This window comes from Bacillus sp. DX4.1 (assembly GCF_030348195.1).
Classification (GTDB): domain Bacteria; phylum Bacillota; class Bacilli; order Bacillales; family Bacillaceae_G; genus Bacillus_A.
Genome location: NZ_JAUCFT010000008.1, coordinates 2,925,743 through 2,939,644, shown reverse-complemented (window position 1 = coordinate 2,939,644; position 13,902 = coordinate 2,925,743). Strand labels below are relative to the sequence as shown.

Below are 13,902 nucleotides of genomic sequence, written 5' to 3'. Positions count from 1 at the left end.
CAGTATGGAAAGACATGTACTTGTTGTATTTCCGCATCCAGATGACGAATCATTTGCGGCGGGAGGAACAATTAGTTTATTGAGAAAACAAGGAGTACCTGTTACGTACGCGTGCGGAACACTTGGCCAAATGGGACGTAATATGGGGAAAAATGTTTTCGCTAATCGCGAAACGATTCCAGATATCCGTAAGAAAGAATTAATAGATGCTTGTAAAGCGATGGATATTGAAGATTTACGTATGCTTGGCTTCCATGATAAAACGTTAGAATTTGAAGATGTAGATTTTGTCGCAGACAAAATTGAAGCGATTATTCGTGATGTGAATCCGTCACTAATTATTACATTCTATCCAGAACATGGCGTTCATCCAGATCATGATGCATTTGGTCGTGCAACAGTTCGTGCGGTTTCACGTATGCCAAAAGAATCACGCCCTGTTATTCATGCGGTTGCAATTACGAAAAATCGTGAAGAAGTATTAGGTGAACCGGATGTAGTGAATAATGTAAGTGAAGTGTTCGAACAAAAGCTAGATGCACTGCGTGCACACCGTTCACAAACAGAAGCAATGCTTGAAGAAACACAAGTAAAACTGCAAAACAAAGACGCAGCAGCATTAAAATGGCTGCAAATTGAACAGTTTTGGACATATAAATTTTAATAGTTAGAAGTTTTAACAGTACTCCAACAGAAATCCCCTTCTTCAAACAACTCGTAAAAGTGTTAAGGAGGGGTCATTCACTTTCTAGCATGTTATACATAAAAAAGAGATGCCAACGTGTGGGCATCTCTTTTTCTTATAAATAGGCACTTCTTAATAATATGCCACATACACTACAGCGAATCTTGAAAAGAGGGGGCAATTTTTATGGATTATTCATATGAAGATGTGTACGGTTATTTTCGAGATGGTTATGAAATAAGCGGTGAAGTGGTTGCACTCGTTGATCCATATCTCGTACAAATACTACAGTCTATTATTGGAAAGAATATTGTTGTTGAAACAATTCGTGGTAGTATTCGTGGCATTTTAAGAAGTGTAAGACCAGATCATATTGAGCTAGAAGAGAGGAATACACCATTTTTTGTTCGAACCCAACAAATTGTGTGGGTCATGCCGGAATGATAGTACACCTTATCTTACATACCACCAGTAATGGTGAAAGTAAGGAAGAAGAGGGGATATGGTATTTATGATTTCTTGGATAAGGTCTTGCTAAATGTATGGCGAAATAAGATGCCATGAAGAAGGAGAATGTTCTGTTTAGCATGTTATTTAGGGGATTTATAAAAAGAAAAGCAATTTGAATTGGAGTTGGATACATTATATGTATTTATTGTTAAGACATGCTTAATTTTGAAACATATATTTTTAAGTACAATAAAAAAGGACAGTTAAAAAACTGTCCTTTTTTGTTTGCTATCTATTTAGATGGCCGTGCTTACGAACGGGTAATCTATGAGACATGGAGGTTATGGTTTGTGCTGAATTTCATCCTATTACTGGCATATGTATAAGATGAAAAAAGGCTTGTACAAAGTATGCTTGCTTTTGTCTATTTAGTGTTTTGGTAGTAAGAAATCTATCTATTTTTTTATAGATGATATAAGTCTAATCAATTATTTAATTATTTTCATAGAATATAAAGTAATTAAAAAAATAAAAGGAGTTGTTAAAATGTTTTTTGAACGAAGACGTGAGTTTGACGAGTGTGATAGATTTAGAAGACGTGAGTTTGACGAGTGTGATAGATTTAGAAGACGTGAGTTTGATGAGTGTGATAGATTTAGAAGACGTGAGCGTGACGAGTGTGATAGATTTAGAAGATGTGAGTGTGACGAGTGTCGAAGAAATAATAGATTTAGAAGATAGGAGTATTTGTTAATATCGAGGATGGATTTCTTGTTTGGGTTGATAATAATGCAAATATTAATGTAACAAGTCTAGATGTTATTAGTATTCGAAGAGTTCTTTGTTAATGGATAGTATAGAAAAATAAAAAGAGAGATTAGTATATATATTTCTAGTCTTTCTTTTTATTTTTACTACTGATAAGTGGGGTTATGTTAACTGAACATGTATAGAATATTCATCATTTCCTACATAGGCTCTCGATAAGTGTATGGCGAAATAGAATAGCATAAGGGATGGTGAAAACGTGAAAACAAATTTGCAGAGAAAGTATTAAAGCATTTATGTATAGGAAGTCAAATAGACGGTATAAGATTTAGCCTTAATAGTCCCCTTTTATATTTCATGTACTATGATAGAAATGATGTCGATTATCTATGGTTACATTTTGAATCAAAATGGACTATATATTCAAAAGTTCCAGATATATATCCGTCATCTGAAAAAGAGATTTTGATTTTTCATATTGTACTAACGTTGCAGGTTAGTTGAAATAAATACTTATCTAAAAGGCATCTTTTCTAAAACTATTTCCTAAATATAACCTGAAGTTTACTGTGAAATTATTCAGTGATAGTATTAGTGAACTGAAAGACGCTTTTTAATACAAGTGAAGCAACAAACAAACTATTAATCCTGTATAATTACCTATATAGTGAATTAAGTAAGTAATACAAAAACAAAGGATGTGCACATATTGTTTGAGGACCGTGATTATCCAAATCCAAAACGCGACATTAGTCGTAACAGTCTGCATGCTGACTGCGAGAACTGTTTCGGCTTGTGTTGTGTTGCACTACCCTTCGCAGCTTCAGTAGATTTTGCAATCGATAAAGATGCTGGCAAGCCCTGCCCCAATCTGCAATCGGACTTTCGTTGCAGTATTCATAAAAGCCTCAGACAACAGGGGTTTAAAGGATGTACTGTTTTTGAATGCTTCGGCGCGGGGCAAAAGGTTTCCCAAGTCACTTTCGGAGGAGTCGACTGGCGTGAAGGTCCGGAAAAGGCGAGGAAAATGTACAACGTGTTCCCAATTATGCAACAACTCCATGAGATGCTCTGGTATCTGACCGAAGCTCTAACATTGAAAGCGTCTCGTCCGATTCACAGAGAGCTTAGTTTCGTTCTTGACGAGACGGAACGACTTTCTCAACTTAGTCCCGATGCACTCATGGAGCTAGACGTTCCATCACACCGGACAGATGTAAACGCTTTACTTTTAAGGACAAGCGAGCTAGTGTGGACGGAGGCACGTCACCAGCATAGGAATTCCCAAAAAAGTAAGAGGATCGATCATCGAGGAGCAGATCTTATGGGTGCAAATCTTAGAGGAGCAGATCTCAGAGGAGCCAATTTAAGAGGAGCATACCTTATTGCTGCTGACCTCCGAGGTGCCGATTTGAGAGCGGCTGACCTTATCGGTGCTGATTTACGAGACGCCGACCTTAGAGGAGCAGATTTCACAGAGAGTATCTTTCTCACCCAAGTTCAGATTAACTCGGCGAAGGGCGATGCACACACAAAATTACCTCACTTGCTTTCTCGTCCAACACACTGGTCTGCTTTGAGAAACAAACAAATAAAATAAATTAAAAGAATCCCAATTTCTCTGTGTTATAAATGAGAGATTGGATTTTTTTATCAAAACACGAATATCGCTGACGTTCCTCTCATTAGGGAATATGCATAGTTCTTATATTCACCTGTAATGAAAGATATAAACTTATTAAGTTAACGGGTACTTTACTTTAAGAAGGCTTACAAACATGATCAATCTTTTTTATAAAAAAGTTCCTTTATCATATTAAATAAGAGTATATTTTGATTAATCTTTTTTCAAAACATGCTTTTTCTATTTAGGATTATATCAAGGTTTATTAGCGTTAAATTTGATCAAACTTTATTTCAAAGCAGCAAGTTGAACTAATCGGACTTTTACTGCCCGCGAATAGTGAGATAAAAATACGCTAATGACTTTTTTAAATCAAAAAAAATTGATTTATTGGTTGCATTTATTAGGTAGCTGTACATATAATAGAAATATCAAAAAAAGTTGATGAAAGGATTCGGCATAATGAAACCAAATTTTGAACAATATGAAAAAAAATTTAAAGCCCTTGCAGATCAAAAGAGATTAGAAATTATGTATGAATTATGTCAACGAGGACAGACATGTGTGTGTGATTTAACAGAAGTGTTTGGAATGACACAGTCTAAATTGTCTTATCATTTAAAAATATTGCTTGATGCGAATCTCATTGAAAAAGAAACAAAGGGAACGTGGAGCTATTATGATTTAAATGATGATGAAGTAAATAAGTTATTGTCAGAAGAACTTTGTTGTGTGTTTAGAAAAACTGGCAAAGGCAGTTGCTGCTAGTTTTTTTACCTTTTAAATCAATTTTTTTTGATTAATAAAAATGGAGAAAGGGAGAAATGAATTATGAAATATGTACATGTAGGCATTAATGTAACTCATCTTGAAAAATCAATTGAGTTTTACACAAAAGTATTTGGAGTAACGCCTGTCAAAGTAAAAGAGGATTATGCAAAATTTTCACTAGAAAAACCAGGCTTGAATTTTACGTTAAACGTAAGAGATGAAGTGAAAGGAAATCAAGTAAATCATTTTGGCTTTCAGGTAGAGACTCAAGAAGAAATATTGTTACATAAAGAACGTTTAGAAAAAGAAGGGTTCTTTGCTCGTGAAGAAATGGATACGACTTGTTGCTATGCTGTGCAAGATAAGTTTTGGGTGACAGATCCTGATGGTAATGAATGGGAGTTTTTCTACACGAAGGCTAACAGTGAGGTTCATAAAGTAGAATCTTCTAGTTGTTGTATAGATCATAGTGAAAAGATTGTAAAACCAACTTCATGTTGTTAAAACAAAAAGGAGGACAAAATGAAACGGTTATCTTTTCTTGATAGATATTTAACACTCTGGATCTTTTTAGCGATGATAGTGGGGATTACATTAAGTTTCATCTTTCCAAGTTTTATAGATGGCATAAATAGTCTCCAAGTCGGAACAACTTCTGTTCCGCTTGCTATTGGTTTGATTCTCATGATGTATCCTCCACTAGCGAAAGTCCGTTATGAGGAAATGGGGCGTGTTTTTAAGGATACAAAAATACTACTATTATCTCTTATTCAAAATTGGATTATTGGTCCCATACTAATGTTTCTTCTTGCCATTATTTTTTTAGGAGATAAACCAGAATATATGGTTGGTCTTATTATTATTGGATTAGCTCGCTGCATTGCGATGGTCATTGTATGGAACGATCTTGCAAAAGGAGATACAGAATACGCTGCTGGGCTGGTTGCTTTTAATTCGGTTTTCCAAGTATTATTTTTCTCTGTGTATGCGTATGTGTTTGTTACAGTGATTCCGGATTGGTTAGGAATCGAAGGTGCTGTTGTAAGTATTACAATGCTGGAAGTCGCAAAATCCGTATTCATTTATTTGGGGATTCCGTTTATTGCTGGAATGATAACGCGATATATATTTGTAAAAACAAAAGGTAGGGAATGGTATGAAAAAGTATTCATTCCAAAAATTAGTCCGATCACATTAATTGCGCTACTATTTACGATTGTTGTTATGTTCTCTTTAAAAGGGGAAATGGTAGTTAACTTACCACTAGATGTTGTTCGAATTGCGATTCCATTGCTCATTTACTTTATTGTCATGTTCTTTGTTTCTTTCTTCTTAGGAAAGAAATTAGGTGCTGGTTATCCAGTTACAACAACACTCGCTTTTACAGCTGGTAGTAATAATTTTGAGTTAGCGATTGCAGTAGCTGTCGGCGTATTTGGCATTCATTCTGGCATCGCATTTGCAGCTGTTATCGGTCCACTTGTAGAAGTGCCAATTATGATTGCGTTAGTAAAAGTAGCATTATGGTTTCAGCAAAAATATTTTCAAAGTCAAAAACGTTAAATTAAAGCATAAAGGTGGTTCGATCACATGACAAACAACAAAATGATTTACTTCTTATGTACAGGAAACTCTTGTCGTAGCCAAATGGCTGAAGGGTGGGGAAAAAAGATTTTAGGTGAGAACTGGGATGTATACTCAGCTGGTATTGAAGCACATGGTGTAAACCCAAAAGCTGTAAAGGCAATGAGAGAAGTAAATATTGATATTACCAATCAAACATCTGATATCATTAATCAAGATATTCTTAAGCGTGCAGACTTAGTTGTTACGCTGTGTGGTCATGCAAATGATGTATGCCCAGCAACGCCCCCAAACAAAGAGCGAGTTCACTGGGGATTTGATGATCCGGCCAAGGCTGAAGGAACAGAAGAGGAGAGGTGGGCTGTTTTCCAATGTGTTCGTGACGAGATTGGGAACCGTATTACGAAATTTGCGGAAACAGGTGAATAAAACAATTTGATGTAAGAGAAGCCGATTGTTCCTTTCTTGTAAGCTCGGCAAATTAAAAAAGCCGAGCTTACAAGAAAGAACCTGTAACTTATAAATAACAGCTGGTAGTTTATGGTTACGAAAATATAGAAGAGATGATACAATACCTTTAAAAGTCAGAATAATCTAATTATAAAAAGTAGGAGGTTTCTATCATGTCTATAGTCAACTACCCACCACTTAAACGCTAACGCCTTTTGAAGTGGGGGCTTGTAAAAAGCCCTGGTTGTCTAGCCTCAGCCTTTTGTAGACTACGTTCGTAGGTTGCATACCCAAGAATAATTCCCTAGTTCTTGGCTCTATGGTGGCGCTGTAACAGTTCTGATTGGGAAGGAACGGTCAACCACAAGCCTTCTTTCATAAGAAGTTGCTAACACCTACAAACATTGGCGAAGGGAAACAAACTCTTAGGAGGGACAAAACATGCGTGTATTAATTTAGAAAGAAAAAGCGTTCTCTTCATGAAGCAACGGCAAGAAAAGGAAGAAAAACGAAAAATAGAACAGCGAAAAGAAATAATAAAAATACACCGTATGTAGGCACAATGTATCTAGGTGATAAGGTGAAAGCGTTTGGACAAATAGGATTCGTGACAGGATTTACAGGGAAGATGGTGTATGTGCAAGATTTGGACGGCCATTATATACAAAATCCTGCTAAATCTTATAAACAAGTGAATATATCGGATATTGAATGTATGCACCACAATCATAATTGGTTATTCTTACAAGTCAGTTAGGCGATGCCTAACCGAAATTCATCCCCACCTTATCGCTTGGCTATCACCCATCACGCGCTTGAAGATGGGGACTTCTTTCGGGAAGTACATTAAATGTGAAAGAGGGGAGTTTCTTGTATAAAGCCATCTTAAAAAATAAAAATGTGATGTACTATTTATTGGGGGGAGGAGTTTCTAGCTTAGGAGATATATTAACTGGATTCGCATTTATTTTTCTTGCTTATGATTTGACTGGCTCAGAACTACATACAACTGGAATGGTAATTGCCACAACGATTCCTTATCTTTTGTTTGGACTAATTGGTGGCGTTATAGCTGATTGGGTACAGAAAAAGAAATTGCTAATCATCATTGATATTATTCGTATTCCACTCATGCTTTCTCTTGTCTTCTTTTATTACTTCGATGTTTTAACCTACACGTATATGATCATCATTAGTTTTTTACTTCAATGTTGTGGTTGTTTTTTTAACCCCGCACATCGCGCCTTATTACCACTCATTACTCCATTAGAAGAACGAAATGTAACAAATAGTTTATATGATTCTGTAACGAGAGGAATTACTGTATTTAGTCCGTTCCTTTCAATTATGTTAATTAAAACAGTTGGTGTCATTCACTTTTTCACTCTTGATGCGATTACATATGTAGTAAGCGTTCTTTTTCTTATCAAAATGAATGTAAAAGAAGACGTATTGGATACAAAAAAAAATATAAAAGAAGTCTTCTTCTCATTACGTGAATTTTGGCTTTGGATGAAACATAATAAACAAATTACGTTCTTATTTCTTCTTACATTTACAATAGTTTTCATGAACACCTGGGTTTGGAAGGTAGGCTTACTAGTATCTTTAGGAGAATTTACGAAAGAGAGTAAAGAGGTTTATAGTATGATTCAAGGTTTCTTTGGATGTGTAGTAATCATTACCAATATCATCATTCCTCTCGTATGGAAAAACTTGAACCTAACTATTTATACGATTGCTTCAATTATTTGGGGAATTGGAATTTTGGCACTTGGATTCACGTTTCATATTCCGTTTTATTTCGTTGGTGTATTCATAGTCGGAATTGGTCTCCCGCTAGCAGGACTAACAAGAGTATACATATTACAAAAACTCGTCCCAAAAGATATGTTAGGAAGGGGATTTAGCTTTAATGCAGTGCTGCTTTATTTAGCTGATACATTATCACTTTTCATATTTGGAATTTTGTCTGTGTTTGTATCTACAAATGTTATTTTTATCGTTTGCGGAGTAGGTATGATTGCTATATCCGTTATGCTGCGGTTATTTTTCTTTAGAAATCGTTCTATTAAGGGAGATCCAACGTTCATGTGTTGAATTTGAAGGTGTTAATGCATGTGCCAATGAACATGCATTAACACGTATTATTTTTTATATAAAAACGGAACAAGCCTATTCTTTATAATTGTACGTCACCGTTTTTTATAGGTTCGTATGTTTTATCTATCATTAAATTGTAAGTGAGACCAAGTAGTACTAGAAATCCACCGATTATTTTACCGATAGATACATCGTTTGATGTAAAAAAATCAATGGCGACTCCCATAAATAATTGCCCTACGAAAATCAATAATGTTAAATAGAACGATGAGATTCTAGGGGTGATATAGTTTGATAATACAATTACAATTACACCTACTAAACCTCCTAAGTAAACTACAAATGATATAGATTGCAATGTTGAAGTTGATACATGAAGAGATTCATTACTAAAGATTAAAAACAATAAAGAAAAAAATAGTCCAGTAATATAGTTAAAAAGCGTACCTTGAAAAATACCAATCTTAGCTGCTAAGTTAGCGTTAATAATTCTTGCGACTACAATGGAAACCCCAACTAAAATGGCAATACAAATATATAGCATCATTTCGTCCTCCGTTAAAAAATAGTCATTACACCGATTCCTGAAGAAATCAGTAGTAATCCAATGATTTTTTTCTTTTCAAATTTCACAACCTTCATGCCTAATAAGCCGAAATGATCAATGATAATTGATGAAACAGATTGCCCAAGTAAACCTAAAGCGATCGTAATAGAGACACCAAGGGCAGTGAAGCTTATATTACTAAACAGTACAGTAAAAACTCCAATAGCTCCTGCACTATAAAGATAGAGAGGAATTCCTTGTTGGATACGAAGTTTAGATTTACTTATAAGTAAAACAATGATAATGGCAATTAACCCAACAATATGAATCATAACGCTAGATGTATAGTTCCCCGTAATTTCAGACAAGATGCCATTCAATGGAATCATAATGGCGATAAAAGCCCCTATAAGGACAGACAGTAAGTTGTACATAGCATTTTCCCCTTACATTTTTACATGTAATGTATCATGATTGAATTGTGAATCACTATGACATATGTCATAGTGAGAGAAAGAAATCTTATTTATAATTGTAAAGGGATACAAAGGCGAGGTAGGGAGATATATGAAAAAGCTGTATGATTCTAAAAAGTTAGATGAGTATGTTAGACAGAATAATATCGAGGCATTTTTTAGTAACGACATGAAATCATGTATGGAACTATTACTCTTTAAAAAGAATGAGTATATTTGTAAGGAGAATGAAGAAATTCATTATCTTTATTTCTTTGTAGAGGGAAAAGCAAAGGCATATAACACATTAAGTAACGGAAAATCCTTATTATTATGTTTCTATGACGGATTGCAAGTGTTAGGAGATGTAGAATTGATTCATTCTCAAAAAACATCTTCAAATGTTCAGGTAATGGAAGATTCATATTGTATTGGTATACCTTTAGAAAAGGTTAGAGTTCAATTGCTTCATGATGCGATATTTTTAAGGTGTATTTGTGATTCTTTAGCTGGAAAATTAAACAGACTTTCAAAAAATAGTTCAATTAACTTACTTTATCCTCTTGAAAACAGATTAGCGAGCTATATTCTAGCGACAGGAGAAAGTGTTATTTATAAAGAAAAAAAGATTATATTTAATGGGAATTTAACTGAAACATCGGAACTGCTAGGGACAAGTTACAGACATTTACTACGAACATTAAATATTCTTTGTGATAAAGGTGTGATAAAAAAGAACAACGGGTGCTTTGAAGTAATGGACATACGGTTTTTAAAGGAGCTTGCGGCGGATGTCTACAAATAAAGCTAGATGTATAACTCTAATTTGATAAGTTATATGGATGCTTTTTTTTGTTGACTAGGATTTGTTTTGAAAAACACAGGTTTATTTCAAGTCTTTGAGAATAGTGGGGATGTAATGAAACAGAAGATAGATATCATTTCGCATATTCACGGTAATAATCTAGCAGAATAGCGCTTTTTCGTTATATGGATACAAACTTATCTTAGCTTGATGACAATGGGGGTGACCCGCATAGCCATCAACTTAACACAAACAAACCAGGTGCTAAAAGCACCTGGTTTGTTTGTGTTAAAAAAGGAATGAAATTTTGGGTATTTGTATATTCTTGAGTGATTCCGAGAATATCAAAGGGTGAGAAGTTAGTATAGCGATGTGCTTTCCTACCATTTTTTAAAAGGTCCTCGAACAATCTGAGAAGAATGGGAACCATGTCTCGGTGGGGCTTGAGAAGTACATCGCGTATACTTGAAAAATAAATGTGTGTGATGTTGAATTTTCATAGCAGCTTCTGAGCCGCCACCTCCAAATCCTTTATAGGCATATGCATAGTGATCTGGAAGTTGAAACATGGTAGAATCTAAGATTCGAATTCGTTTGAAATCCCCTCCTATAAATGGTGATGGACAAATATTTTGATGAAATAGTCGTGAAAATAAATGTTGAAAAAACTAAACAGTATGAGAGGTGAAGCGTTGATTCAGACCTTCAGAAGATAAGGAAACACCGGTTGACTCGTTCAAGTTGGAACAAAAACTCACTAATTCCGTTCCAACTGTTTCAGAATGATAGTATCAGTATGTACAAGATTTAGAAATTAGTTGCAATTGTCTTGAAGTTTTTGCACCAGAACCAAAAAAACAGTTTTTTCATTCAGGAATGCAGCTACACAGCCATGCCCGCTTCTTTCACTTCTCAGCCCCCTGTCATATCTTTACAATATCTTTGCAAAACATTAATCCCACATTTAACTTCATCTAGTAATATTTTCATAGGAAACGTATGTATTTCTTCTGACTCTATATAAATCCGTTTTGATTTTTCGATATATAAGCCGCGGCTATGGGTAACAAAAGGTGACCTGCACTCGTTTTCTCTCTTTGTTTTCACTGTGTCTGGGGCAGGAAAAGGATCTGACCGCTTCTATGCATGGCCGGATGCTCTCTTCCACCTGAAAAGAAGGGTTTTATGCCGGTTTTTTAATTTGTATTTATATATCTATTAAAGATAAAGAAGAACACTCGCAAATCAGTCACCATGTTTTTACTAAATAAAAAGGAGACTAGCAATGATATCGAAATTCAGAGGAAAGTCAAAAAAAATTGCAGCTGTTCTAGTATCGGCAAGTATTTTCGGAAGTATATCGATGGCTCCGGTTGACGGTTCAACCAAGGTTCACGCCGCGGAGCAAACTCTCACACAGGAGAATTTCGACCAAATCGCCAACGGGTTACTGCCTGCTGGCTGGAAGCTTGTACAGGGAGATGCCAAGGTCGTAGACGGCAAGCTAGTATTATCTTCTCCTTCTTCTACCGCCCCTGCCAGAGTAGTGATTCCTTTAGAAAATCAATCAGGGAATTACGTTTTTGAAGCGGATATGACGTTTCAAAGCGTGGTGGAAGACAGCCGATGGGCTTCGTTGATGTATCGTGTACAGCCCAATTCTTATCCGTATTATCAATCTGCTATGCGTAGAGGCACTACGGCGATGAACGGGCTGGAGTTCGCCATTCGGAATGAAAGCAATCAGTGGGTCGTGCCGGAAACGAATTTTTATCCGGAAAATATGGCTTTCAATAAGACATATCATATCAAAGTGATCGCAAGCGGCAATCGTGTTCAGCAGTTCATCGATGGGCAGCTTGTGATTGATACGGATCAAGCAGGGAAATGGGCAAACGGGAATGTTGGCTTTCAAGCGAATGGTACGACAGTTCAATTCGATAATGTAAAGGTGAATGAATATCCGAATGCACTTCCTCCTTTAGCGAAAACGAACGCTTTTCTTCCGAAAGAAGCGAAAACGAATATCGTGAACCCACCTACGATTATTTCACAATCTGTTGCACAAGAAGGAGCATCTTCGGTTCTCCTGCAGGCAAAGCGGAACGTGCAGGGGCAATGGGCTGTTGACGGAGTTCCTATTGAAAAAGCTCTAGAAAACATAAAAGGCAAATTCATTCCGGTTGTTCAGGTGGAAGAACATACGGATATTGAAGGTCTCGCGAATATCATGAAAGAAACACAGACGCAGGATTTTCAGATTTTATCTAGCAATCCCGCCATCGTGAAAGAAATGCGCGGCTTCATTAAAACGGCTCGCGGCGCCCTTCGTTACACCAAGTCATCCTTCAATAAGAATGATATGGCCGCTTTCGTGCGTGACATTCATGAAAGCGATGCGATGGTTGCGGTAATGCCGCAAAAAAATCTAAGCCCTGATGCGGTTCATTATTTACATAGCCGCGCAATTTCCGTTTGGGGAAGCGGCGCAGAGGATGTGCAAGCCGCTCATACGCTCATTCATCTTGGAGTGGACGGCATTGTGACAGGGAAACCTGAAGCCTCCATTGAGGCGTTGGGACAATATCCAGAGAATACACTTGTGCAGCGCCCGGTCGTTGCGGCACATCGTGGTGTACCTTCCCTTGCGCCTGAAAATACGATGGTTTCCTATCGAAAGGCTTATGAATTAGGTGCGGATATGATTGAGACGGACGTGCAGATGACGAAGGACGGCAAGCTGGTCATTATGCATGACTATAATGTGGATCGGACAACGAACGGCACGGGCTATGTAAAGGATTTAACGCTTGAACAGATTCGTGCATTGGATGCCGGTATCAAGTTCAGTCCCGAATTCCAAGGTGAAAAGGTGCCTACCTTTGAAGAGTTTTTGAATGATTTTAAGGGGAAAGATGTGGTCCTACTTGTCGAGCTTAAGGCGAGCGGTATCGAGAAGCAAGTGATGCAGGAAATTGAGAAGGCTGGAATGATTGATAACGTAGTGATTCAAAGCTTTGATGCCAACCATATCAGAAACGTTCGCAGTCTCAACCGTGAAGTCGGAACCGGCTATCTTTACTCCGCTGGCCCTCCTTCCACACTAGACGGCAAGCTAAAGAAGGCCCAGCAGATGATGCAGTACGGCGCCAGCATGAACGCGACATTGAATGCAAACTACGGTAGCCTGTATCCGGAATTGATCCAATATATGCGTCAGCGCGGATTTCTGAATATGCATTGGACGTTCAGGGACGAGGATCCGTTTGGACAAGCCTTGCAGGACGGCGTTGTCGGACCGATCACGGACTACATGCAGTGGCTGACGGATGCGCCGATTCGTTTGGAAATCCCGAACAAAAAAGTGAACCTGAAAGTCGGAAAAACAGCGACTATACACATAAAATCCAAAGTGAACTATCGTGGGGACATAAGAGAGAAGATTCCGACTACTATCTTTTTAAACAACGGAGAAGACAAGATGAAAATTGAAGGCAGTACCATTCAAGCATTGAAGCCCGGAACAGTGAATGTATTTGCGATGCATACTTTCCAAATGCTCGGGAAGGAATGGCATATTGTAGCTGAGCCGATTGAAGTAACTGTTACAGAATGAAAAGTATAGATAAATGCCCCTCTTTCAAACGGAGGGGCATTTTA

General features: G+C 37.0%; 14 protein-coding genes and 1 pseudogene. 12 read left to right on the top strand and 3 right to left on the bottom strand.

All coding sequences use genetic code 11. The features are described 5' to 3' along the window. Window positions 1-4: 4 nt before the first annotated feature. The 10 genes from bshB2 to QUF99_RS17900 all read left to right on the top strand — a co-directional run bounded on the left by bshB2 (window position 5) and on the right by QUF99_RS17900 (window position 8,432). Window positions 5-664 (top strand): bacillithiol biosynthesis deacetylase BshB2, encoded by a 660-nt coding sequence (bshB2, locus tag QUF99_RS17945; protein WP_289371671.1) that lies wholly within the window; start codon window positions 5-7, stop codon window positions 662-664. Window positions 665-871: 207 nt separating this feature from the next. Further along, complete coding sequence (locus QUF99_RS17940) at window positions 872-1,129, top strand: YuzF family protein (RefSeq protein ID WP_289371669.1); 258 nt, start codon at window positions 872-874, stop codon at window positions 1,127-1,129. Window positions 1,130-1,688: 559 nt separating this feature from the next. Beyond that, entirely contained in the window at window positions 1,689-1,889 is a 201-nt protein-coding gene (locus QUF99_RS17935) for a hypothetical protein (protein WP_289371668.1), read from the top strand. 723 nt (window positions 1,890-2,612) lie between these two features. Continuing rightward, window positions 2,613-3,503 (top strand): pentapeptide repeat-containing protein, encoded by an 891-nt coding sequence (locus QUF99_RS17930; RefSeq protein ID WP_289371666.1) that lies wholly within the window; start codon window positions 2,613-2,615, stop codon window positions 3,501-3,503. Between the two features lie 486 nt (window positions 3,504-3,989). Next, window positions 3,990-4,295 (top strand): arsenical resistance operon transcriptional regulator ArsR, encoded by a 306-nt coding sequence (gene arsR, locus QUF99_RS17925; RefSeq protein ID WP_289371664.1) that lies wholly within the window; start codon window positions 3,990-3,992, stop codon window positions 4,293-4,295. Window positions 4,296-4,358: 63 nt separating this feature from the next. Then, a complete protein-coding gene (locus QUF99_RS17920) occupies window positions 4,359-4,802 on the top strand; it encodes an ArsI/CadI family heavy metal resistance metalloenzyme (RefSeq protein ID WP_289371663.1) in 444 nt (147 codons plus the stop codon). An 18-nt stretch (window positions 4,803-4,820) separates the two neighbouring features. Further along, window positions 4,821-5,861, top strand: coding sequence for an ACR3 family arsenite efflux transporter (gene arsB, locus QUF99_RS17915; RefSeq protein ID WP_289371662.1), 1,041 nt, complete (start codon window positions 4,821-4,823; stop codon window positions 5,859-5,861). Window positions 5,862-5,888: 27 nt separating this feature from the next. Then, window positions 5,889-6,311 (top strand): arsenate reductase (thioredoxin), encoded by a 423-nt coding sequence (gene arsC, locus QUF99_RS17910; RefSeq protein WP_289371660.1) that lies wholly within the window; start codon window positions 5,889-5,891, stop codon window positions 6,309-6,311. Window positions 6,312-6,912: 601 nt separating this feature from the next. Further along, on the top strand, window positions 6,913-7,089 hold the full coding sequence (locus tag QUF99_RS17905) for a hypothetical protein (RefSeq protein ID WP_289371659.1): 177 nt from the start codon (window positions 6,913-6,915) through the stop codon (window positions 7,087-7,089). Between the two features lie 113 nt (window positions 7,090-7,202). Next, window positions 7,203-8,432: an MFS transporter gene (locus QUF99_RS17900; protein WP_289371657.1), complete on the top strand. Its 1,230-nt coding sequence runs from the start codon at window positions 7,203-7,205 to the stop codon at window positions 8,430-8,432. Window positions 8,433-8,514: 82 nt separating this feature from the next. On the opposite strand, the gene QUF99_RS17895 is transcribed toward QUF99_RS17900, so the two are convergent. Next, window positions 8,515-8,979 carry a DMT family transporter gene (locus QUF99_RS17895; RefSeq protein WP_289371656.1) on the bottom strand — a complete coding sequence of 155 codons (465 nt, stop codon included), beginning with the start codon at window positions 8,977-8,979 and terminating at the stop codon, window positions 8,515-8,517. A 14-nt stretch (window positions 8,980-8,993) separates the two neighbouring features. Next, the gene (locus QUF99_RS17890) at window positions 8,994-9,416 is read right to left on the bottom strand and encodes a DMT family transporter (RefSeq protein ID WP_289371654.1); all 423 of its coding nucleotides are present in this window, start codon (window positions 9,414-9,416) and stop codon (window positions 8,994-8,996) included. 133 nt (window positions 9,417-9,549) lie between these two features. Between QUF99_RS17890 and yeiL the strand changes: the two genes are divergently transcribed. Beyond that, window positions 9,550-10,242: a transcriptional regulator YeiL gene (gene yeiL / locus QUF99_RS17885; protein ID WP_289371653.1), complete on the top strand. Its 693-nt coding sequence runs from the start codon at window positions 9,550-9,552 to the stop codon at window positions 10,240-10,242. A gap of 488 nt (window positions 10,243-10,730) precedes the next feature. Here the strand turns inward: yeiL and QUF99_RS17880 are convergent. After that, window positions 10,731-11,024 (bottom strand): annotated as a pseudogene (locus tag QUF99_RS17880) (IS4 family transposase); the annotation flags it as partial. 503 nt (window positions 11,025-11,527) lie between these two features. Here QUF99_RS17880 and QUF99_RS17875 point away from each other — a divergent pair. Next, complete coding sequence (locus QUF99_RS17875; RefSeq protein ID WP_289371652.1) at window positions 11,528-13,858, top strand: glycerophosphodiester phosphodiesterase family protein; 2,331 nt, start codon at window positions 11,528-11,530, stop codon at window positions 13,856-13,858. Window positions 13,859-13,902 lie beyond the last annotated feature (44 nt).